The sequence below is a fragment of the Actinopolyspora sp. BKK2 genome (genome assembly GCF_011291845.1).
In the GTDB taxonomy this organism is placed as follows: Bacteria; Actinomycetota; Actinomycetes; order Mycobacteriales; family Pseudonocardiaceae; genus Actinopolyspora; species Actinopolyspora saharensis.
In genome coordinates, this window is the sequence record NZ_JAANTE010000008.1 from 68,310 (window position 1) to 87,794 (window position 19,485).

The 19,485-nt window shown below is 70.7% G+C and carries 15 protein-coding genes and 1 riboswitch; of the genes, 10 read left to right on the forward strand and 5 right to left on the reverse strand.

Features of this window, described 5'->3' with window-relative positions; genetic code table 11:
- Nucleotides 1–187 precede the first annotated feature (187 nt).
- The 3 genes from G9Q41_RS21600 to G9Q41_RS16625 all read right to left on the reverse strand — a co-directional run bounded on the left by G9Q41_RS21600 (nucleotide 188) and on the right by G9Q41_RS16625 (nucleotide 4,458).
- Nucleotides 188–1,036, reverse strand: coding sequence for a hypothetical protein (locus G9Q41_RS21600; protein WP_175455078.1), 849 nt, complete (start codon nucleotides 1,034–1,036; stop codon nucleotides 188–190).
- A 426-nt stretch (nucleotides 1,037–1,462) separates the two neighbouring features.
- Nucleotides 1,463–2,578, reverse strand: a complete 1,116-nt coding sequence (gene ald, locus G9Q41_RS16620; protein WP_165633519.1) for an alanine dehydrogenase — start codon at nucleotides 2,576–2,578, stop codon at nucleotides 1,463–1,465.
- Nucleotides 2,579–2,877: 299 nt separating this feature from the next.
- Nucleotides 2,878–4,458 carry a helix-turn-helix domain-containing protein gene (locus tag G9Q41_RS16625; RefSeq protein ID WP_165633518.1) on the reverse strand — a complete coding sequence of 527 codons (1,581 nt, stop codon included), beginning with the start codon at nucleotides 4,456–4,458 and terminating at the stop codon, nucleotides 2,878–2,880.
- A 185-nt stretch (nucleotides 4,459–4,643) separates the two neighbouring features.
- Nucleotides 4,644–4,757, forward strand: a riboswitch (glycine riboswitch).
- A 229-nt stretch (nucleotides 4,758–4,986) separates the two neighbouring features.
- Here G9Q41_RS16625 and gcvH point away from each other — a divergent pair.
- The gene (gene gcvH / locus G9Q41_RS16630) at nucleotides 4,987–5,358 is read left to right on the forward strand and encodes a glycine cleavage system protein GcvH (RefSeq protein WP_092523778.1); all 372 of its coding nucleotides are present in this window, start codon (nucleotides 4,987–4,989) and stop codon (nucleotides 5,356–5,358) included.
- A gap of 94 nt (nucleotides 5,359–5,452) precedes the next feature.
- Nucleotides 5,453–6,808 carry an L-serine ammonia-lyase gene (locus G9Q41_RS16635; protein WP_165633517.1) on the forward strand — a complete coding sequence of 452 codons (1,356 nt, stop codon included), beginning with the start codon at nucleotides 5,453–5,455 and terminating at the stop codon, nucleotides 6,806–6,808.
- Nucleotides 6,809–6,943: 135 nt separating this feature from the next.
- On the opposite strand, the gene G9Q41_RS16640 is transcribed toward G9Q41_RS16635, so the two are convergent.
- Both G9Q41_RS16640 and G9Q41_RS16645 read right to left on the reverse strand, forming a co-directional pair.
- Complete coding sequence (locus tag G9Q41_RS16640; protein WP_165633516.1) at nucleotides 6,944–7,405, reverse strand: SSI family serine proteinase inhibitor; 462 nt, start codon at nucleotides 7,403–7,405, stop codon at nucleotides 6,944–6,946.
- A 207-nt stretch (nucleotides 7,406–7,612) separates the two neighbouring features.
- On the reverse strand, nucleotides 7,613–8,338 hold the full coding sequence (locus tag G9Q41_RS16645; RefSeq protein ID WP_165633515.1) for a MerR family transcriptional regulator: 726 nt from the start codon (nucleotides 8,336–8,338) through the stop codon (nucleotides 7,613–7,615).
- 98 nt (nucleotides 8,339–8,436) lie between these two features.
- On the opposite strand from G9Q41_RS16645, the gene G9Q41_RS16650 reads away from it, so the two are divergent.
- The 8 genes from G9Q41_RS16650 (at nucleotide 8,437) to G9Q41_RS16685 (ending at nucleotide 19,361) form a co-directional block, all read left to right on the forward strand.
- Complete coding sequence (locus tag G9Q41_RS16650) at nucleotides 8,437–9,633, forward strand: CaiB/BaiF CoA-transferase family protein (RefSeq protein WP_165633514.1); 1,197 nt, start codon at nucleotides 8,437–8,439, stop codon at nucleotides 9,631–9,633.
- Between the two features lie 5 nt (nucleotides 9,634–9,638).
- Nucleotides 9,639–10,787 (forward strand): acyl-CoA dehydrogenase family protein, encoded by a 1,149-nt coding sequence (locus G9Q41_RS16655; RefSeq protein ID WP_165633513.1) that lies wholly within the window; start codon nucleotides 9,639–9,641, stop codon nucleotides 10,785–10,787.
- A 107-nt stretch (nucleotides 10,788–10,894) separates the two neighbouring features.
- The gene (locus tag G9Q41_RS16660; protein WP_165633512.1) at nucleotides 10,895–12,046 is read left to right on the forward strand and encodes an alkaline phosphatase family protein; all 1,152 of its coding nucleotides are present in this window, start codon (nucleotides 10,895–10,897) and stop codon (nucleotides 12,044–12,046) included.
- Nucleotides 12,043–12,930 carry an oxygenase MpaB family protein gene (locus G9Q41_RS16665; RefSeq protein ID WP_165633511.1) on the forward strand — a complete coding sequence of 296 codons (888 nt, stop codon included), beginning with the start codon at nucleotides 12,043–12,045 and terminating at the stop codon, nucleotides 12,928–12,930. The genes G9Q41_RS16660 and G9Q41_RS16665 overlap by 4 nt, the downstream gene beginning before the upstream one ends.
- Before the next feature lie 392 nt (nucleotides 12,931–13,322).
- On the forward strand, nucleotides 13,323–14,825 hold the full coding sequence (locus tag G9Q41_RS16670; RefSeq protein ID WP_165633510.1) for an FAD-linked oxidase C-terminal domain-containing protein: 1,503 nt from the start codon (nucleotides 13,323–13,325) through the stop codon (nucleotides 14,823–14,825).
- Nucleotides 14,825–16,111, forward strand: a complete 1,287-nt coding sequence (locus tag G9Q41_RS16675) for an FAD-binding oxidoreductase (protein ID WP_092523760.1) — start codon at nucleotides 14,825–14,827, stop codon at nucleotides 16,109–16,111. The genes G9Q41_RS16670 and G9Q41_RS16675 overlap by 1 nt, the downstream gene beginning before the upstream one ends.
- Entirely contained in the window at nucleotides 16,111–17,487 is a 1,377-nt protein-coding gene (locus G9Q41_RS16680; protein ID WP_175455077.1) for a heterodisulfide reductase-related iron-sulfur binding cluster, read from the forward strand. The genes G9Q41_RS16675 and G9Q41_RS16680 overlap by 1 nt, the downstream gene beginning before the upstream one ends.
- Before the next feature lie 260 nt (nucleotides 17,488–17,747).
- Nucleotides 17,748–19,361, forward strand: coding sequence for an L-lactate permease (locus G9Q41_RS16685; protein ID WP_092527398.1), 1,614 nt, complete (start codon nucleotides 17,748–17,750; stop codon nucleotides 19,359–19,361).
- Nucleotides 19,362–19,485 lie beyond the last annotated feature (124 nt).

A 19,485-nucleotide genomic window follows, 5' to 3' on the forward strand; every position in this document is an offset into this window, starting at 1 on the left:
ATACGTGGGCGTCTGACGGCCGTTGCGGTCGGGGATCGGCCGCCGAGCCGGACGCCAACCACATCCTGCCTCATGTGGCTCGCCCAGCGGACGGATGCGGCGTTTTCCGGCTGAGCCGGAGGAGTTCCGCTCCGCGGACGCGTTCCGTGGAACCGGTGTCTCGCCGCCGTTGCCCGGCAGCGGTGGACTAGCGACGGCGGCTCGGTGTGTGATCGGCCACTCCGGCGCGGTGGATGCGGGTGTGGTCCGTTTCCAAGTGGCCGCCCAGCGGTGGCACGGAGCTCGGCTCCGCTGCCGCGGTGTCGGCGGCGCCGGCCGCGGTGCCGCCGGGGGCCGCGTCCCGGGGAGTCGTGCGTCCGGAGGACGTTGCCTCGAACGTGCTCGCGGCGAACGAGTTCGACGTGTCCGCCGCGCCGGTGGTCTCGGCCCGCGCGGCGTCCGCGGTGAGCGCTGCCAGCTCGCCGGTGTCCCAGTGGCCCGGATCGCGGGCGCCGTCGGAGACGATGGGCTCGCTGACCACCGGAATGCTCGGTCGGGAGCTCTCCACGGCCGGTTCTCCGCGGGAGGAGCCGCGCGGCGACCGCCTGCCCGCCAGCTCGGGGGACCTGCGCGCGCTTTCGCCGAGCTGGTCGGGATCCTCCCCGACGAGTTCGGAGTAGGCGGTGCGCCAGACCCCGCACGGCCACCGGCGCGCCCGCAGCCCTCCCGGGCACGTCCGGCACTTGCCCTGCCCGTCCGGGCGGTGCTCGTCCAGCAGCGCGCGCAGGCCTTCGGTCAGCCGGTGCAGTTCCGGCCTGGCCAGCGCCAGCAGCTCGTCGGACTCGCCGTGGTGGGCGAGCTCCTCGAGCTGGTCCAGCCCGGTGGTGTCCTGGCGCGAGGTGGAGTGCTGCCCGGAGGGGACCTCCGGGACGGCGCTCCGGTCCTCAGCTGGGTGCCCGGCAGCGCTCTGCGGGGGCTCGGACAGCATCTCGGGAAGTTGTCCGTGGAACGTGGCCGTGCGGTGCGGTTGGTTCGTCCGCGTGGAATCGAGCCGCATGGGGAGTCCTTCGGGGGGACGGGTTCGGCTGTCTGGTGCGGAAGCGCCGCTGCCCGCGTGGACGGACGAGTGCTCGGGGTGTTCCGCCGGCGGGGAACGGCGATTCGAAGCACTTCGACCCCCCATCGGCACTAATATGTAAAGACTTCAGATTTCTCCCGTTTTTTCACTCTTAGGAGTGAGGCGGGTGGTGTGAGTAGCGGATCACACCGAAAATTTGGAGAACACGTGCCATTAGCTCTTCGGTAACCGGGACGTCATGTCCTACACTGGAGGCGGCGGCCAGCTCCCGGTGACCCCCAGGCTGGTTGAGCAGGCCGCCCCAAAAAGCCCCTCGCCCGCCGGGCGAGGGGCTTTTTGGCGGGGAGAGTTCGGCGGTGCCGGTTGCTCGGGTGGTTGCGTGGCGGAGGACTCCCCGCCGCCCGGTCAGCCGAGCACGCTGTCCACCTCGTCGTGGGCCAGCCCGTGCGCGGCGGCGACCGGCTCGTTCACCAGCTTCCCGTCGTGCGTGTTCAAGCCGCCGGCGAGGGCCTCGTCCTGCCTGCACGCCGCACGCCAGCCCTGGTCGGCGATCCGCAGCGCGTAGGGCAGGGTCACGTTGGTCAGCGCGTGCGTCGAGGTGTTCGGAACCGCCCCCGGCATGTTGGCCACGCAGTAGAAGACCGAGTCGTGCACCCGGTAGGTCGGCGCGTCGTGCGTGGTGGGACGCGAGTCGGCGAAGCAACCGCCCTGGTCGATCGCGATGTCGACCAGCACGCTGCCCGACTTCATCTGCCCCACCAGTTCGTTGGAGATGAGCTTGGGGGCCTTGGCGCCCGGGATCAGCACCGCGCCGATGACCAGGTCCGCGGTGCGCACCGCCTGCTCCACGCTGTAGCGGTTGGAGGTGACCGTGCGGATGCGGCCGCCGAAGTCCCTGTCGATCTCGCGGAGCTTGTCCACGTTCGTGTCCAGCAGCTCGACGTCGGCGCCCATGCCGAGCGCCACCCGCGCCGAGTTGAGCCCCGCGACCCCGCCGCCGATGACGACCACGCGCGCGGGGTGGACACCGGGGACCCCGCCGGGCAGCATGCCGCGCCCCCCGCTCGGACGCATCAACGAGTAGGTCCCGACCTGGGGAGCCAACCTGCCCGCGACCTCGCTCATGGGAGCCAGCAGCGGCAGCGTCCCGTCGGAGGTCTGCACCGTCTCGTAGGCGATGCCGGTCACTCCCGACTCGAGCAGCGCGTTGGTGAGCTCGGCGGAGGCGGCCAGGTGCAGGTAGGTGAACAGCACCTGGTCCCGCCGCAGGCGGGGGTACTCCTCGGCGATCGGCTCCTTGACCTTGAGCACCAGGTCGCCCTCGGCCCAGACCTCGTCCGCGTCGGAGAGCACCTTCGCACCCGCGGAGAGGAACTCCTCGTCGGAGATGGACGAGCCCGCGCCGGCCTGAGTTTCCACGAACACCTCGTGACCCCGGCTGACGAACTCGTGCACTCCCGCCGGGGTGAGCGCGACGCGGTACTCGTGGTTCTTGATTTCCCGGGGTACGGCGATCTGCACTGTGCTTCCTTCCTGCGTGTCTTTTCGAACCTGCTTGGGTGATCACCGAACCGGCGGTGGTGCCGGAGGGCTCGCCAGCCCGCATCCCGGCGCGTGGTCCGGGACGGCGGAGTCGCGCGGCAGGATCGGAGTTTGTGCGCACCACGATGCTTCGTCAGCGGCCCGACCGCATCATTCTCACCCCATGAGATTGCTCGGATCCGGTTGTGCTGTCGGCACAAACGGGCCCGTAGCCCGCCCGCGAAACCGCCACTCCGGAACCGCTACCGCCACGCAGACCCGACGGGGAACTTCGACGCTCACCCGTGCGGGTTCCAGCGTTCGCTCAACAGCTGCACCAGCAGCGCCGACCGGACCTCCACGTCCTCCAGGTCCACCTCCACGAGCAGGGAGATCCGCTTCATCCGGTAGCGGAAGGTGTTCGGATGGACCCGCAGCTCCGCGCCCGCGGCACGAGGATCACCGGGATGGCGCAGCCAGGCGTACAGCGTGTCCAGGTACTCGGTTCCCCGGTTGCGGTCGTGCTCGCGCAGCACGTGCAGCGGGCCGAGGGCTCCCACCCCGGCGTCACCGGCCGCCCCGGCCATCCTGGTGAGCACGAGCAGGTGCCAGAGGTCCTCGTGGACCGCCACCTCCCGGTCCACGGTGCCGCCCCGGAGCAGGGCCAGCACCTCGTCGGCCCGGAGGCGGGAGGTCGGCAGCTCGGCCACCGGGACCGAGGTGCCCGCCGCCACCAGCGGACGCGGCGTGTCGGAGTCCAGCTCGCGGATGTGGGTCAACAGCGCATCCCGGAGCGCGGGCCACCCACCGGCCCCCGCCCGGTCCGGAACCACCGCGTACAGCACCCCGCCCGACTCGGTCACCAGCGGCCGGTGCCCGATCCCCCTGGTGATCCACTCCCACATGGCGAGCCGGTGCCCCTCGTCCGTGCCGTCACCGGCGCGCACGTCGATGGCCACCACCCGGTGCGGCTCGGCCCGCACCGCCAGCTCGTTCGCCGCGGCGCGCCACCCCTCGCCCCCCTCCAGCACGAGGCGAACCAACCGCGCGGAGCGCTGCCGCTCGGAATCGGTGAGCAGCCTCCTGCGCAGCAGCTGCAACGCGACCAGCGCAGCGGTGTCGGCGAAGGCCGAGGTCCGCTGCTCGGAGACCTCCCCGGGAACCACGGCCCACATGGACCCGAGCAGCTCCCCGCCCATGCGGATGGGCACGACCAGCCTGGGCAGCGTCCCGTCGGGCTGCTCGGGGACGTAGATCGCGGAACTTCCCCTGGTCAGCTGGCGGAACGTCCCCCTGGCCCTGAACTTGGCCAGCACGTCCTCGGGCTGCCTGCGCCCCATGATCGTGGAGACGCGGGCGGGGTCGGTCAGCTCCTGTCGCGCCGAGTAGGCCAGCACCTGCGAGTGCGCGTCCTCGATGGTCACGGGGGCGTCGATCACCTCGGCCACGGCATCGGACAGGCGGAACAGGTCCCCCAAACTGGCCGAACCGCCCCTGTCCGAGGAGTCCGCCGCGCTCTCGGCGTCGGCGAGGGCCGCGCGCAGCAGCCAGACCAGCTGCGCCCAGGCCGCGCCCTCCCGCACCTCGATCAGGGCCACCCCCTGCCGCCGCGCCTCGGCGGCCACCTCGCTGGCGGTGGACAGCGGGGGTTTGAGCAGCACGGCGGCCGCGTCGCGCTCCCCGCAATCCCGCAGCAGCTCAACGGCCTGCCGCTCGTGCGTGAGCCCCACGCCGAGCACCACGTCGGAGGTGCCCGCCACGCTGCTCTCGCTCGGCTCGGCTATCACCACGTCCCCGACCCCGCCGGTGCTCTCCGGAGTCGACACCGGACGCAGCAGCGCGGGGCCCGCTCGCTCGACCAGCCCCTGGACGTCGACCATCACCGGCTCCTCGCAGTCGTGCCCGCGGCGGGATCCGCCGCGCGGATTCGGCGGAGAGCCCCGCCGGGGAGTGGATCGGCTCACACCGCGCGGTGTGGCGCGTCCCGGTATTCGGGGTTGGGGTTGGACACCGTCATCCGCCGGGTTATCGTTGCCGACCACAGCGACAATCGCATACCGGCCCACGACATCGGGCGGGAGAGTCCCGGCAGGTGAGCGGTCCTCGCGATCGCCGCGCCCGGGCGCCGAAGGAGCAAGACTCCCCGCAAACTCTCAGGCAGCCGTACCGTCCGATCGAGGCAGCTCTGGAAAGCGCCGCCCAGCCGGTCGGCGCACCCACGGTGCAAACCGCGACGGCGCGGTGAAGCTCTCAGGTTCCGCAACAGAGGGGGAGGCCGCCAGGTACGCGGACGCGGTATTCCCGGTGATCCTCGGAGAGGATGGGCACCGGGCGCGACCGTGATCGCGCCACGGCAGTCCTCCGGGCTGCCGGAGACCGTGTCCAAACGACAGTGATGGAGCCTCCCCATGAGCCTGCCCACGGACCTCAAGTACACAGAGGAGCACGAGTGGCTCGCCGAGCGCGACGACGTCGTGCGCGTCGGCGTCACGCCGTATGCCGCCAACGCGCTCGGTGACATCGTCTACGTGGACCTGCCCGAGGTCGGCAAGCAGATCACGTTCGGCGAAGCCTGCGGTGAGCTGGAATCGACCAAGTCGGTCAGCGACCTCTACGCGCCGGCCACCGGCGAGGTCACGGCGGTCAACGAAGCCGTGATCGACGACCCGGCCCAGGTCAACGCCGACCCCTTCGGCGAGGGCTGGCTGCTGGAGATGCGGGTCACCGAGTACGGCAAGCTGCTGGACTCGGCGCAGTACGCCGAGCTCACCGGTGAGTGACGGCCCGGTTCACGACCGTCGCGGCGAGCCCCGCGGTTCCGCAGGGGCTCGCCACACCTGAACACCGACTCGACGCGTGAAGAAGAGACGATCAATGGCGATCAGTGTCTTCGATCTTTTCTCGGTGGGGATCGGTCCGTCCAGTTCGCACACCGTCGGTCCGATGCGCGCTGCCGCGCGCTTCGCCGCGCGGCTGCGCGCCGAGGGCCTGCTGCCCGGCGTCGCGCACGTGCGGGCCGAGCTGTTCGGCTCGCTCGGCGCGACCGGGCACGGGCACGGCAGTCCCAAGGCGGTACTGCTCGGTCTGGAGGGGCATCACCCGGAAGTGGTCGACCCGACCGCCGTCTCCGGACGGGTGGACGAGATCCGCTCGACCGGCCGGTTGCTGCTGGACGGTTCCCACGAGATTCGATTCGATTCCGACAGCGACCTCGTGATGCATCGCGGGCAGTCGCTGCCCGTGCATCCCAACGGGATGCGTTTCAGCGCCGCGGACTCCGACGGGACCGAGCTGTGCACGGCGGTGTACTACTCGGTCGGCGGTGGTTTCGTCCTCGACGAGCAGGCCGCGGGCGCGGACAGGGTCAAGCAGGACACCACCGAAGTCGCCCACCCGTTCCGCACCGGGGCCGAGCTCCTGCGGCGGTGCGCCGAGACGGGCAGGACGGTCAGCGGGCTCATGCTGGCCAACGAGCTCTCCTGGCGCGACGAGCGGCGGGTCTCGGAGGAGCTGCTCGACATCTGGCACGTCATGCGCGAGTGCGTGCACAACGGGTGCAACAGCACGGGCAGCCTGCCCGGCGGACTGCGCGTCGAGCGCCGCGCCGCCGAGCTCCGCGCCAAGCTCGCCGACTCCGACGACCCGATGGAGTGGGTGACGGTGTACGCGCTCGCCGTCAACGAGGAGAACGCCGCCGGTGGTCGAGTGGTGACGGCCCCCACCAACGGTGCGGCGGGCATCGTCCCCGCAGTGCTGCACTACTACATGCGGTTCCTGCCCGGGGCGGACGGTTCCGGGGTGGTTCGCTTCCTGCTGGCGGCCGGGGCCGTGGGGGTGCTGTTCAAGGAGAACGCCTCCATCTCCGGCGCCGAGGTGGGCTGCCAGGGCGAGGTCGGCTCGGCGTGCTCGATGGCGGCGGCCGGGCTGGCCGAGGTGCTGGGTGGAACTCCGGAGCAGGTGGAGAACGCCGCCGAGATCGCGATGGAGCACAACCTCGGGCTCACCTGCGATCCGATCGGCGGTCTGGTGCAGATCCCGTGCATCGAGCGCAACGCCGTCGCCTCGGTCAAGGCCATCACGGCCGCGCGGATGGCGCTGCGCGGGGACGGCAGTCACTTCGTCTCGCTGGACAAGGTCATCAAGACGATGCGCGACACCGGCGACGACATGAAGGACAAGTACAAGGAGACGGCGCGGGGCGGTCTGGCCGTCAACGTCATCGAGTGCTGACGCGGGAGCGGCCGCCGCGCCGATGCCCGACGTGCGGTGCGGGGTCTCCCGCTCCTCCCGGCAGGAGCGGGAGCCCTCGTCCCCGGCACCGCCGGGCGACCACCCCGTGAATACCGGGCCGTGTCGCGGTTTCCCTCAGAAGTTGAACACCGCTCCGGTGTAGGCCTTCATCTCACAGGAGTTGGAGTACTTCTGGCTGTACTGCACGGGGGAGTTCTTCCAGGTTCCGGTGGCCTTGACGGTCACGGGCCGGTACACCAGCGGGCACATCGGTTTCTCCTTGCCCGCGCGCAGGGAACCGAGTCTGCCCTGCACAGCGTCGAGCTGTTCGCAGGCCGCGGCGGCTTCGGGGTGCGTGCCTCCCGCGGGGTCGCAGTGCAGCAGGGCCGTCCTCGACTCCGCCGTGCGGGTTCCCGGGGTCACGCGCAGCTCGAGCGCGCTGATCTCCCGGTCCGCCTGCTCGGGTCCGGTGGTGGCTCGTTCGGCCTGAGCGGCCGGTTCGGCCGCGGACGCCTGCGGAACGAGCGGGACCAGTGCGGTGGCCGCGACGGTTCCGGCCGCCAGCAGGGACCGGGTGATGAACCGAGAGACGCCCATGTCGGGTTTCCTCCGTACGAGATCGGCGGTTTGATGCCCAACATGGTTATCGGGAAGAGGGACTCGAACGCTGCAATCGAGCCACAAGATCACTACATCGAGTTTCCCTCTTTGGTGGGATTGCTACGCAGCGAGTTCGCATGCTGTGCAACGGGAAGCCGTTGGCCGCTCGCTCCGAATTGGCTCACCCTTGCGAGTGAGGATTGATCACGCGTGGTTGCGGATTACATCGTTGACCGCGCGCTGGAAGCCGTTGACCAGCACCTGGATGGTCAGTGGGCGCAGCTGGTCGGCCGTGGCGCGCACCCGTTCGCGCTCGGCCTCCGGACGTCCCCGCTCCACGTACGGGCGCAGCACGTTGGCCGCGAAGAGCTCGCGGAGCTCGCCGGCCATCCGGGCGGTGTGCTGCTCGACGATGTCCTTGGCCCGCAGCAGCATGTCCGAGGGCAGTTCCAGCTCCGTTATCCGCAGGCCGACGTCCAGCATGGAGGTGTTGGTCAGGAGGAACTGCCCGTCCTCCTCCGCGGTGTCGCGTTCGAGGACGCCGAGCGTGACCAGCTGCTCGATCTCCCGGTCGTCCAGCGCGCGCCCGGCTCGGCGGTCCAGCTCGCTGCGGTCGATCCGCTCCGCCTGGTCACTGGTCCACGGAGCCAGCAGCGCCCGTTGCAGCGCCAGCTCCTCGGGAGGTGCGTCCTCCGGGATGCGCTCGAGGTGCCGCTCTATCGCGCTCAGCGTGAAGCCGAGGTTCTGCAGCTCGCGGATGAGATCCAGCCGCGCGAGGTGATCCGCTCCGTACAGCCCCACCCGGCCGCGCAGGCGCGGCGGGGGGAGCAGACCGCGTGACGCGTAGAAGCGAACCGTCCGCACGGTCACTCCCGACCGGGAGGCCAGCTCGTCGATCGTGAGTTCTTCGTCGTCTGCTGTTCGGAGCATGGCCCGCAGGGTACTACTTGACCAATGTGACACCAGGAATGTAACACTACTGGCGTCAAAAATGAGGTCGGTCACGGCGAGCGGAGGAGGGCGTCGCGGTGCAGCGCTCGGAGGACGGATCCCCGGCGGAGCCGGGCGAGCGGACCGAGGGGGGCGGGCCCCTCGCCGGGGTGCGGGTCGTCGAGCTCGCGGGGATGGGGCCCGCCCCGTTCTGCGCCATGCTGCTGGCCGACCTGGGGGCCGACGTCGTCCGGGTGGAGCGTCCGACGAACCCGGGCGGCAAGCAGGACCTGCTCAACAGGGGCAAGCGCTCGGTGCTCGTCGATCTCAAGCACGAGCGCGGCCCGGAGGCGGTGCGCGCGCTGGCCGAACGGGCCGACGTCCTGCTGGAGGGGTTCCGCCCGGGGGTCGCGGAACGGCTGGGAGTCGGCCCCGAGGAGTGCTTCGAGCGCAACCCCGCGCTGATCTACGGCCGGATGACCGGCTGGGGGCAGGACGGGCCGCTGGCGGACACGGCGGGTCACGACGTGGACTACCTCGCGCTCAGCGGAGCCCTGCACGCGACCGGGGAGGCGGGCGGGCCGCCGCGGTTCCCGGTCAACCTGCTGGGCGACTTCGGCGGCGGGGCGATGTACCTGGCGGTGGGAGTGCTGGCCGCGCTGCTGCGGACACGCGCCGGTGGCGGGGGACAGGTGGTTGACGCCTCCATAGTGGACGGTGCGGCGCACCTGAGCACCATGCTCTACGGCATGTTCGCCAGCGGCGGCTGGAGCACCGAGCGCGGAACCAACCTGCTGGACGGCGGGGCCCCCTTCTACGACGTCTACGCCACCTCCGACGGGGAGCACGTGGCCGTCGGAGCCCTGGAGCCGCGGTTCTACGCGGAGCTGCTCGAAGGCCTCGGGCTGTCGGGAGAGCTCCCCGACCGGGACGACCCGTCCAACTGGCCCGAGATCCGCCGCCGACTCGCCGAGGCCTTCGCAGGCGGAACGAAGCAGCACTGGACCGAGGTCTTCGACGGCTCCGACGCGTGCGTCACCCCGGTCCTGTCGATGGCCGAAGCACCCGAGCACCCGCACGTGCGCGCGCGGCGGACGCTGGTGGAGAACGACGGGGTGGTGCAGCCCGCCGCCGCTCCGCGGTTCTCCGGAACCCCCGGCCCCGAACCCGGGCCGGTGCCGGACGCGGGAGCGCACACCGCCGAGGTGCTCGGCGAGTGGCACGTCGCCGAGCGCGACGACCTGCTGCGATCCGGTGCCCTGTACGGCGAGCTTGTCCGGCGAGAGGACGTGTGAGACAGATGCGCAGGGAAATGTTCGACGAGGACCACGAGGCCTTCCGGCAGACCTGCCGGACCTTCATAGCCAAGGAGCTGGTTCCGCACCTGCAGGAGTGGGAAGAAGCGGGCGTGGTCAGCAGGGACGCCTGGCGCAAGGCCGGCGCGCAGGGGCTGCTCGGCACCGCGATCGAGGAGCGCTTCGGCGGGGGCGGCGTCGAGGACTTCCGGTTCAACGTGGTGCTGGACGAGGAGCTGATCGCGGCCGGGATGACCGGCTTCGGGGCGCCGGTGCACAACGACATCAACGTCCCGTACCTGACGAAACTGGCCACCGAGGAGCAGAAGCAGCGCTGGTTGCCGGGCTTCTGCACCGGCGAGACCGTCACGGCCATCGCGATGACCGAGCCGGAGGCGGGCAGCGATCTGCAGGGGATCCGGACCACCGCCGTGCGCGACGGCGACGAGTACGTGATCAACGGGCAGAAGACGTTCATCAGCAACGGGATCAACGCCGACCTGGTCATCGTGGTGGCCCGGACCGACCCGGACCCGTCCTCCGGGCACGAGGGCATCAGCCTCCTGGTCGTCGAAAGCGACGCACCCGGTTTCGAGCGCGGGCGCAACCTGGAGAAGATCGGGCAGAAGTCGCAGGACACCGCCGAGCTGTTCTTCAACGACGTCCGCGTTCCCGCGCGGAACCTGCTCGGTGAGGAGGGGCAGGGCTTCGTCTACCTGATGCAGAACCTGCCGCAGGAGCGCCTGTCCATCGCCGTGGCCTCCGCGGCCGGGGCCGCCAAGGCGCTGGAGCTGACCAAGGAGTACTGCAAGGAGCGCACCGCCTTCGGCAGGCCGATCGGCAAGTTCCAGAACACCAGGTTCGAGCTCGCCGAGATCGCCACCGAGGTCGAGATCGGGCAGGTTTTCGTCGACCGCTGCGTCACCGAGCACGTCCGCGGTGAACTGAGCATCGAGCACGCGGCCATGGCCAAGTGGTGGCTGACCGAGATGAACAAGCGCGTGGTGGACAGGTGCCTGCAGTTGCACGGAGGATACGGGTACATGCTCGAGTACCCGATCGCGAAGGCCTTCCTGGACACGCGGGTACAGACCATCTACGGCGGTACCACGGAGATAATGAAGGAGATCATCGGCAGGCAGCTAGGCTTCTAGGGAGAGGTCGCCGACTGCCGAGGTGGTCTGCTTCGGCTCCGCCGGTGCCGACGTGACCACCAGGACAACCGAGTTGGCGGAGCAGCACTCGTCAGGAGGTTCGCGAGATGGACTGGATCGTCGCCCCCGATGATGCCGAGTGGCGCTTGTCCGAGGTGCTCCCCTCGGCGCTGGGGGCGATGGGAGTCGCGGGCTTCACGGACACGGTAGGCCTTCCCGAGTGCTCGAGCGCGGCGGTGCTGCTGGTGGACGGTCTCGGCTGGCGGTCGCTGCGCGAGCACGCCGCGGACGCGCCCCTGCTGAGCTCGCTGGACACGGGAAGGCCCGGCGCCGCGGGGTTTCCCACCACCACGGCCACGAGCATCAGCTCGCTGGGTACGGGAACCTGCTCCGGGCGGCACGGTGTGGTGGGCTACTCCTTCGCCGAACCCGGCGGTGGGCTGTTCCGCCCGCTGTCCTGGTCCAAGAAGGACGCCTCCGGCAACGGGCAGAGCATGCTGCAGGAGTGGCCCCCGGAGCAGGCCCAGCCGAACGCCCCGGTGCTGGAGCGCGCCGGTGCCTCCGGTGTGGACACACGGCTGGTCGTGCCCGCCGAGTTCGAGGGCACCGGGCTGACCAGGGCGGCGCTGCGTGGCGGCACGTTCCGGGGAATCCGCGCGGTGGGGGACCTGGCCGCCGAGATGCGCGAGTCGCTCGGGCGGAAGTCCCCGGTGCTGTGCTACGGCTACCACGGGCAGCTGGACATGCTGGGGCACGTGCACGGCCCCGGTTCGCTGCCCTGGAGGATGCAGCTGCGCCAGGTGGACACCCTGGTGCGTTCGATCGTCGAAGGCCTGCCCGGCGGGACCGCGCTGCTCGTCGTCGCCGATCACGGCATGGTCCGGGCCGACCCGGAGCTGTCCACCGACATCGACGCCGATCCGGACCTGCTGGAAGGGGTGCGGCTGGTCGGCGGGGAGGCCCGCGCCAGGCATCTCTACACCGAGCCGGGAGCCGCCGAGGACGTGCTCGCAGCGTGGCGGGAGCGGCTGGGCCCGGACGCGCTCGTGGTCAGCGCAGCGGAGGCCGTCGAGGCCGGTTGGTTCGGCAGCACGTTGAGCGACGCGGCGCGGGAGCGGATGGGCGACGTCATCGCGCTCGCGCGGCGCAACGGGATAATCCGTTCGATCGCCGAACCGAAGGAGTCCGCCCTGCGGGGGCAGCACGGTTCGCTGACGGCGGAGGAGCAGTACATCCCCATGTTGTTGGCGCAGGGGTGAGCGCGTTGTCCGAACCCGACGTCGTGGAACCGCGGTTCGACCCGCTGGGCAGATACGCTCGGCTGCGGCTGATCCGCAGCCTGGACCCGGAGCGGGAGCACACGCTGATCTACCGGATATCGGCGGGCATGGAGTTCCCCTGGGACTACACGCGGGCGTTGGAGCTGGCGCTGTTCCGGACCTTCTGCGTGCCGAGCATCTCGGAGCTGCTGCAGCGCACCGGGGAGTTCGCCCACAGGACCCAGAAGCGCTACGACGACACCTCGGTGCTGATGGAGGAGATCGGCAGGCACGGTTACGACTCGCAGCGGGGCAAGGAGGCGCTGCGCAAGATCAACCGGATGCACGGGCGCTACGACATCAGCAACGACGACATGCTCTACGTGCTGTCCACTTTCATCTACGAGCCGATCCGCTGGATCGACGCCTACGGTTGGCGGAGGTTGAGCGAGCACGAGCGCACCGCCGCCTACCACCACTACCGGCGGGTCGGCGCCCGGATGGGGATCCACTCGATCCCCGGCTACGCGGAGTTCGAGCGGTTCAACCGGGAGTACGAGGCCGAGCACTTCGTGTTCGCCGAGAGCAACCGGGTGGTCGGGCAGGACAACCTGGACCTGGTGTGCGGGTGGTTCCCGCGTCCGTTGCGCGGTGTGGTCTCCCGCGGGGTCATCGCCGGGTTGGAGCCGGAGATGCGCAGGGCGTTCGGGTTCCCGCAGCCGCGGAACTGGGAGACGCGGGCCGTTTCCACCGCTCTCCGGTTGCGCGGCGGGATCGAGCGGTTGCTGCCCGCGCGGCGGTACAGCAAGCTCGGGCGCGGCAAGAAGCGCAGCTACCCGAACGGCTATCACCTGGACGAGCTGGGAGTGCTCAACAGCGGGTGACCCGCGGAGCCCGCGGCGGTTCCCGTCCCGGTTCCTCCCCGGCTCGCCCCTGCGACGCGGAGTCGGAGGAACTCGCGGCGCGGTATCGTCCTTCCGAGGGGCGCGGATCCGAAGTCTCGGACATCGCCCAGCGCGATCTCGCGGCAGGCCGGCTGCCCGCTCTCGGCGGCTCGCCCCGCCCGTCCGTCGAGGGCGCTTCAGCGCGTTCCGGGGGCTTTCGCGAGGTTCAACCGCAGCTCAGCGGTGCTCGCGGTCCGGCGTGATCGCGCTCGAGGCGCGGTCGCCGCGCGAACGAATTCGGTGATCTCTTGTATCCAAGTTGTATTCAACCTATGATCCACGTTACATCGCCGGGCTCGTTCAGCGGTGAAGGCGAGGTGAGGAGTCGGACCATGGAGTCCACCGAACCGGCGCCGCCCACGCGGGAGGGCGCGAGCGCCGACCTCGACGGATGTGTCGAACTGCTGCGAAAACTGCTCCCCGAGCAAGCACTGATCACGGATCGGCAGCGCGTGCGGACCTACGAGTGCGACGGGCTGGCCAGCTACCGCACGGTGCCCGCGGCCGTGGTGCTGCCGGAGAACGCCGAACAGGTCCGCTCCGCGGTGGCGGCCTGCTCCGAGCACGGAGTTCCCTTCGTCGCACGCGGCTCGGGAACCGGCCTGTCCGCCGGGGCACTTCCCCGGGCCGACGGCGTGCTCATCGTGACCTCGAAGATGCGCCGGATCCTGGAACTGGACATCGCCAACGAACGCGCCGTCGTGGAACCGGGGGTGATCAACCTCGACGTCACGAAGGCCGCCGCGCCCCACGGCTACTACTTCGCCCCGGACCCCTCCAGCCAGCAGGTCTGCTCGGTGGGAGGCAACGTGGCCGAGAACTCCGGAGGGGCGCACTGCCTGAAGTACGGGTTCACCACCAACCACGTGCTGGCCGCGGAGGTGGTCACCGCCGACGGTGAGCTCGTCGAACTGGGCGGAGCGGCCCACGAGGCACCCGGCTACGACCTGCTCGGCGCGTTCATCGGCAGCGAGGGAACCCTCGGCGTGGTCACCTCGATCACCGTGCGGCTGCTCCGCTCCCCGGAGAGCGTGCGCACCCTGCTCGCCGGGTTCCCCTCCACGGACGAGGCGGGCGCCGCCGTCTCGGCGATCATAGCCGCCGGAGTCACCCCGGCCGCCGTCGAGATGATGGACGCCCTGTCCATCACCGCGGCCGAGCAGGCCGTGCAGTGCGGGTACCCGGAAGGCGCCGGAGCCGTCCTCGTCGTCGAGCTGGACGGGCCGGCTCCCGAGGTGGAGCGGACGTTCACCGAGGTCTGGCAGCACTGCGCGGAGCACGGTGCTTTCGAGATCAGAACCGCCGCCGACGAGACCGAACGCGCGCTGATCTGGAAGGGACGCAAGTCGGCCTTCGCCGCGGTCGGCCGCATCAGCCGCGACTACATCGTCCAGGACGGCGTGATCCCCCGCACCGCGCTGCCCGAGGTGCTGCGGAGCATCGCGGAGCTGTCCGCTGAGTCGGGGGTGCGGGTCGCCAACGTCTTCCACGCCGGCGACGGGAACCTGCACCCGCTGGTGCTGTTCGACGGCTCGGAACCCGGCGCCACCGAGCGCGCCGAGGAGGTCTCCGGGGCGATCCTGGAGCTGTGCGTGGAGCAGGGCGGGTCGATCACGGGTGAGCACGGTGTCGGGGCCGACAAGGTCCGCTACATGGGCCGGATGTTCACCGCGAGGGACCTGGACGTCATGCAGTGCGTGCGCTGCGCCTTCGACCCCGCCGGGTTGTGCAACCCGGGCAAGGTATTCCCCACGCCGCGGCTGTGCGGCGAGGCCCCGGGGCGGCGGCGCGGGGTGCACCCACTGACCGAAGCGGGATTGGCCGATCAGTTCTGATGAGTGCAGTCACCGAGGAAACGGCCCTGAGAGCCCTGCGCGAGGCTCTCGGGCACGAGTGGGTCACCGAGGCCGCCGAGACCGACCGGGTCGGCACGAGCCGGCCGAGATGGGTGGTGCACGCGGACGGGACCGAACGGGCCGCGGCCGCGCTGCGCGTCGCCGCCGAGCACGGGATGAGCGTGGTCCCCAGGGGAGGCGGCAGCAAGCTCGACCGCGGTGAGTCGCCCGAACGCGCGGACCTGCTGCTCGACCTCTCCGCGGCCGACGAGGTCGTCGAGCACGCCGCCGGGGACCTCGTGGTGCGCGCCAAGGCGGGAACACCGCTGCGGGAGGTGCAGCGCACCGTCTCCGGGGCGGGACAGCAGCTGTCCCTCGAGGACCCGCACCCGACGGCGACCATCGGAGGGATGATCGCCACCCGCTCCGCCGGGCCGTGCCGCTACCTGCACGGCGGGGTGCGCGACCTGATCATCGGGATCACCGTGGTCTGCGCCGACGGGACGGTGGCGAGCTCGGGCGGAAAGGTCGTCAAGAACGTGGCAGGCTACGACCTGGGCAAACTGTTCACCGGGTCCTACGGGACGCTCGGTGTCGTCACCGAGGCGATATTCCGGCTGCACCCACTGGCCGAAGAGCGCCGCTGGGTCGCGGTCACCCTTCCCGACCCGAGGGCCGCGGCCGAGGCCGCTCGGCTGCTCCGCGTGTCCAGGGCGATGCCCACCGCCGTCGAACTGGACCGTCCCGCGGGGCAGGGCCCGATCACCGTGTGCGCCGAGCTGGAGGGGCGCTCCGGGGTCACCCGGGAGCGGGCCGCGGAGCTGGCGCGTTCGCTGGGTGAGGAGCTCGGGCGCACGTGCGAGGTGAGCGGGACCGCCCCCGAGTGGTGGGGACGACCCCCGGGGGAGCCGGGGGCGAGCACGGGAATCCGGATGGCGAGCAGACCGGCCGATCTCGCGGAGCTGCTCGAAGGTGCCGGTCGGGTCGAGGAGGAAACCGGCGTGGCACTCCCGCTGCGGGGCTCGGCCGGACTCGCAGTGCTCGACGCGGGGGTTGCCGACGGCTCGTCCGACGAGTCCGTGGCCGCGCTCGTCGAGGGGATCCGCTCCCGCACGACGGCGCTCGACGGCCACACGACCGTGTCCTGGGCCCCGGAAGGCGTGAAACGGCTCGTCGACGTGTGGGGACCGGTTCAGCCCGGAGCGCTCACGTTGATGCGCCGCACCAAGGATCAGTTCGACCCCGAGCACCGTCTCGCACCGGGACGGTTCGTTGGAGGGCTGTGATGACCGACCGAACACCCGAACCGGGATCCGGCGAGCAACGACAACCGGTTGCCCCCACGGAGGCCGCGGCGAACCCGAACGGAGCCTTCGACGCGTTCAACCCGCCGCAGCGGGAGCTGATCGACGACTGCGTCCACTGCGGATTCTGCCTGCCCTCCTGCCCCACGTACGAGCTCTGGGGCGAGGAGATGGACTCGCCGCGCGGGCGCATCCACCTGATGGAGTCCGGCCTGGACGGTGAGCCCCTCTCGGGGAGCATGATCGAGCACTTCGACAACTGCCTGGGCTGCATGGCCTGCGTGACGGCCTGCCCGTCCGGGGTGCAGTACGGGTCGCTGATCAACCGCACCAGGGCGCAGGTCGAGCGCAATCACCGCCGTGAACCGGGTCAGCGCTGGCTGCGCAGGTTGATCTTCGGGCTGTTCCCCTACAAGCGGAGGCTGAGCGCGCTGCGGTTGCCGCTGGCGCTGTACCAGCGACTCCGGCTCGACGCGCTGCTGCGCCGGTCCGGGCTGTTCGCCAAGCTGCCCGCCCACCTGCGGACCATGGAGTCGTTGACCCCACCCGTCCGGCGCGCCTCCCGGCTGCCCACCCGCGTGCCCGCCAGGGGCAGGCGCAGAGCCGTGGTCGGCATGCTCACCGGCTGCGTGCAGCACGCCTTCTTCCCCGACGTCAACAACGCCACCGCGCGAGTCCTGGCCGCCGAGGGCTGCGAGGTGGTGATCCCGGCCAAGCAGGGCTGCTGCGGAGCGCTCAGCGAGCACTCCGGCCGCGAGGAGGAGGCCGTGGAGTTCGCCAAGAGGACGGTGGAGGCCTTCGACTCCACCGGGGTCGACTACGTGGTGATCAATTCAGCCGGGTGCGGATCCACGCTGAAGGAGTACCCGCGACTGCTGGCCGACGAACCGAGGTACGCCGCTGCCGCCGAGCGACTGTCGGCCAGGGTGCGCGACGTCGCGGAGCTGCTGGTCGAGCTCGGACCGTCCGCGCGGTTGAACCCGCTGAACCTGACGGTCGCCTACCACGACGCCTGCCACCTGAGCCACGGCCAGGGGATACGGTCGCAGCCCCGCGAGCTGTTGCGCGGGGTTCCCGGGCTGGAACTGCGCGAGATCAACCGCGGGGAGATCTGCTGCGGCTCCGCCGGGGTCTACAACCTGCTGCAGCCGAAGGCCGCCGCCGAGCTGGGTGACATGAAGGCGCGGAACGTGCGCGACACCGGGGCGGATCTGCTCGTGACGGCCAACCCGGGGTGCTCGATGCAGATTCGCACCGCGCTGCGCGAGCAGGGGGCGGATCTCCCCGTCGCCCACACCGTTCAGATTCTCGACGCCGCCGTGCGCGGGGAAAGAGCGGAATCCCTGCTGAACCGCTGACCGAGATCTTGTCTCTCGGTCGGATCGATGTTTTCCCGGCGCTTCCGGCGCCGAAATCACCACGCTGACCGGCGGAACCGCCGCGGTTTCTCCGGTGGCGCTCTCGCGCGGAATGTCCGGTGTCGTGCGGATTCCCGCACGAATTCGGTCCCGGTGGGAGCGCTGGACGGGCCGCGGGGAACTCCGCCGAGCAGTTGTCCGAGAAACACTTTCCGCAGATTCTCCGACCGGAATTCTTTCCCGGATCCTTGGAGGGATTCGTGTACCAGCAAACCCTCGATCCGCTTCTCGGATCGCTCGGCTGGAGCGCACTGGTCGCGGCCTTACCGCTGGTAGTCCTGTTCGCGCTGCTGGGAATCTTCCGCGTGACGGCGTGGAAGGCCTCGTTGATCGCCCTGGCGGTGGCGCTGGCCGTCTCGGTCGGCGTGTACGGGATGCCGCCGGGGCAGGCGCTGATGTCCGTCTCGCTCGGTGCGGCCTTCGGTTTCTTCCCGATCCTGTGGATCGTCATAAACGCCATCTGGATCTACAACATGACCGTGGTCACCGGTGATTTCGAAGTGCTGCAGCGGTCCTTCGCCAGGGTCAGCGCGGACAGGCGGATCCAGGCCGTGATCATCGCCTTCTGCTTCGGGGCCCTGCTTGAGGCGTTGGCCGGTTTCGGGACCCCGGTGGCGATCACCACGGTCATGCTGCTCTCGCTGGGCTTCCGGGCGCTGACGGCGGCGGTGGTCGCGCTGGTCGCCAACACCGCGCCGGTGGCCTACGGCGCTCTCGCGGCGCCGATCGTGACGCTGTCCAGCGTGACGGGACTGCCGCTGTCCGAACTCGGTGCGGTGACGGGAAGGCAGACCCCGCTGCTGGCGGTGGTCGTGCCGGTGGTGCTGGTCGGGATCATCGACGGGTGGCGCGGAGTGCGCCAGACCCTGCCCGCCACCCTGGTCTGCGGCGGGACCTTCGCGCTCGCGCAGTTCCTGTCCGCGAACTTCGTCTCGGTGCCGCTGACCGACATAATCGCGGCCCTGGTCTCGGCGGGGGCGACCGTGCTGCTGCTGCGCTGGTGGTCACCCGAGCTCGTCACGAACGAGCACGAGATGGCCGAGGCCCCCGGGGCGGCGGCCCGCACGGCCGACCGGGGAGGCACCGTGCTGCGGGCCTACGCGCCGTACCTGATCATAATCGCGGTTTTCGTGCTCGCCCAGATTCGCCCGATCGCCGAGGCCATGGACGCGGTGACCGTCTCCTTCCGCTGGCCGGGGCTGGAGGTGCTCGACCCCTCGGGGCAGCCCCTCGCGCTCGTCGAGTACGACTTCGCCTGGCTCTCCGGGGCGGGCTCGCTGCTGCTGATCGCGGGAGCGCTCACGATCCCGGTGCTGGGGATCGGCCCCCGCGCGGCAGCCACCCGGTACGTGGCCACCTACGCGCAGCTCAAGTGGCCGATCGTGACGGTGATGTCGGTGCTGGCCATCGCCTACGTCATGAACACTTCGGGGCAGACGGCCACGCTGGGCAACTGGATGGCTGCGGCCGGCGGGCTGTTCGCGCTGATCTCGCCGGTGCTCGGGTGGTTGGGCGTCGCGGTGACCGGTTCGGACACCTCCTCCAACTCGCTGTTCGGCGCCCTGCAGGTGACGGCGGCCAACAAGGCGGGGATCGATCCGGTGCTCGCCGCGGCCGCCAACGGATCAGGAGGGGTGCTCGGCAAGATGATCTCGCCGCAGAACCTGGCCATCGCCGCGGGAGCGGTGGGGATGACCGGCGGGGAGGGCGACATCTTCCGCAGGGTGCTGCCGTGGAGCCTCGGCTTCCTGGTCGCGATGTGCCTGCTGGTCTACCTGCAGTCCACCCCGGTGCTGAGCTGGATGCTCCCGTAGGCGTTCGGGTGCGGCGGTTCGGTTGGTGCGGGCGCTGCACGGCGGAAACTCCGGCGGCCCGCGCCCCGGCCCTCGTGCGGGAGGTGGCCGCGGGCGACACCCGCACGAGCGCTCTCCATTGACT

What these genes read in the sequence shown, in the direction of transcription:
- G9Q41_RS21600 (WP_175455078.1), bottom strand. Translation starts at nt 1,036, where the DNA reads ATGCGGCTCGATTCCACGCGGACGAACCAACCGCACCGCACGGCCACG.
- G9Q41_RS16625 (WP_165633518.1), bottom strand. Translation starts at nt 4,458, where the DNA reads ATGGTCGACGTCCAGGGGCTGGTCGAGCGAGCGGGCCCCGCGCTGCTG.
- gcvH (WP_092523778.1), top strand. Translation starts at nt 4,987, where the DNA reads ATGAGCCTGCCCACGGACCTCAAGTACACAGAGGAGCACGAGTGGCTC.
- G9Q41_RS16635 (WP_165633517.1), top strand. Translation starts at nt 5,453, where the DNA reads ATGGCGATCAGTGTCTTCGATCTTTTCTCGGTGGGGATCGGTCCGTCC.
- G9Q41_RS16640 (WP_165633516.1), bottom strand. Translation starts at nt 7,405, where the DNA reads ATGGGCGTCTCTCGGTTCATCACCCGGTCCCTGCTGGCGGCCGGAACC.
- G9Q41_RS16645 (WP_165633515.1), bottom strand. Translation starts at nt 8,338, where the DNA reads ATGCTCCGAACAGCAGACGACGAAGAACTCACGATCGACGAGCTGGCC.
- G9Q41_RS16655 (WP_165633513.1), top strand. Translation starts at nt 9,639, where the DNA reads ATGCGCAGGGAAATGTTCGACGAGGACCACGAGGCCTTCCGGCAGACC.
- G9Q41_RS16660 (WP_165633512.1), top strand. Translation starts at nt 10,895, where the DNA reads ATGGACTGGATCGTCGCCCCCGATGATGCCGAGTGGCGCTTGTCCGAG.
- G9Q41_RS16670 (WP_165633510.1), top strand. Translation starts at nt 13,323, where the DNA reads ATGGAGTCCACCGAACCGGCGCCGCCCACGCGGGAGGGCGCGAGCGCC.
- G9Q41_RS16675 (WP_092523760.1), top strand. Translation starts at nt 14,825, where the DNA reads ATGAGTGCAGTCACCGAGGAAACGGCCCTGAGAGCCCTGCGCGAGGCT.
- G9Q41_RS16680 (WP_175455077.1), top strand. Translation starts at nt 16,111, where the DNA reads ATGACCGACCGAACACCCGAACCGGGATCCGGCGAGCAACGACAACCG.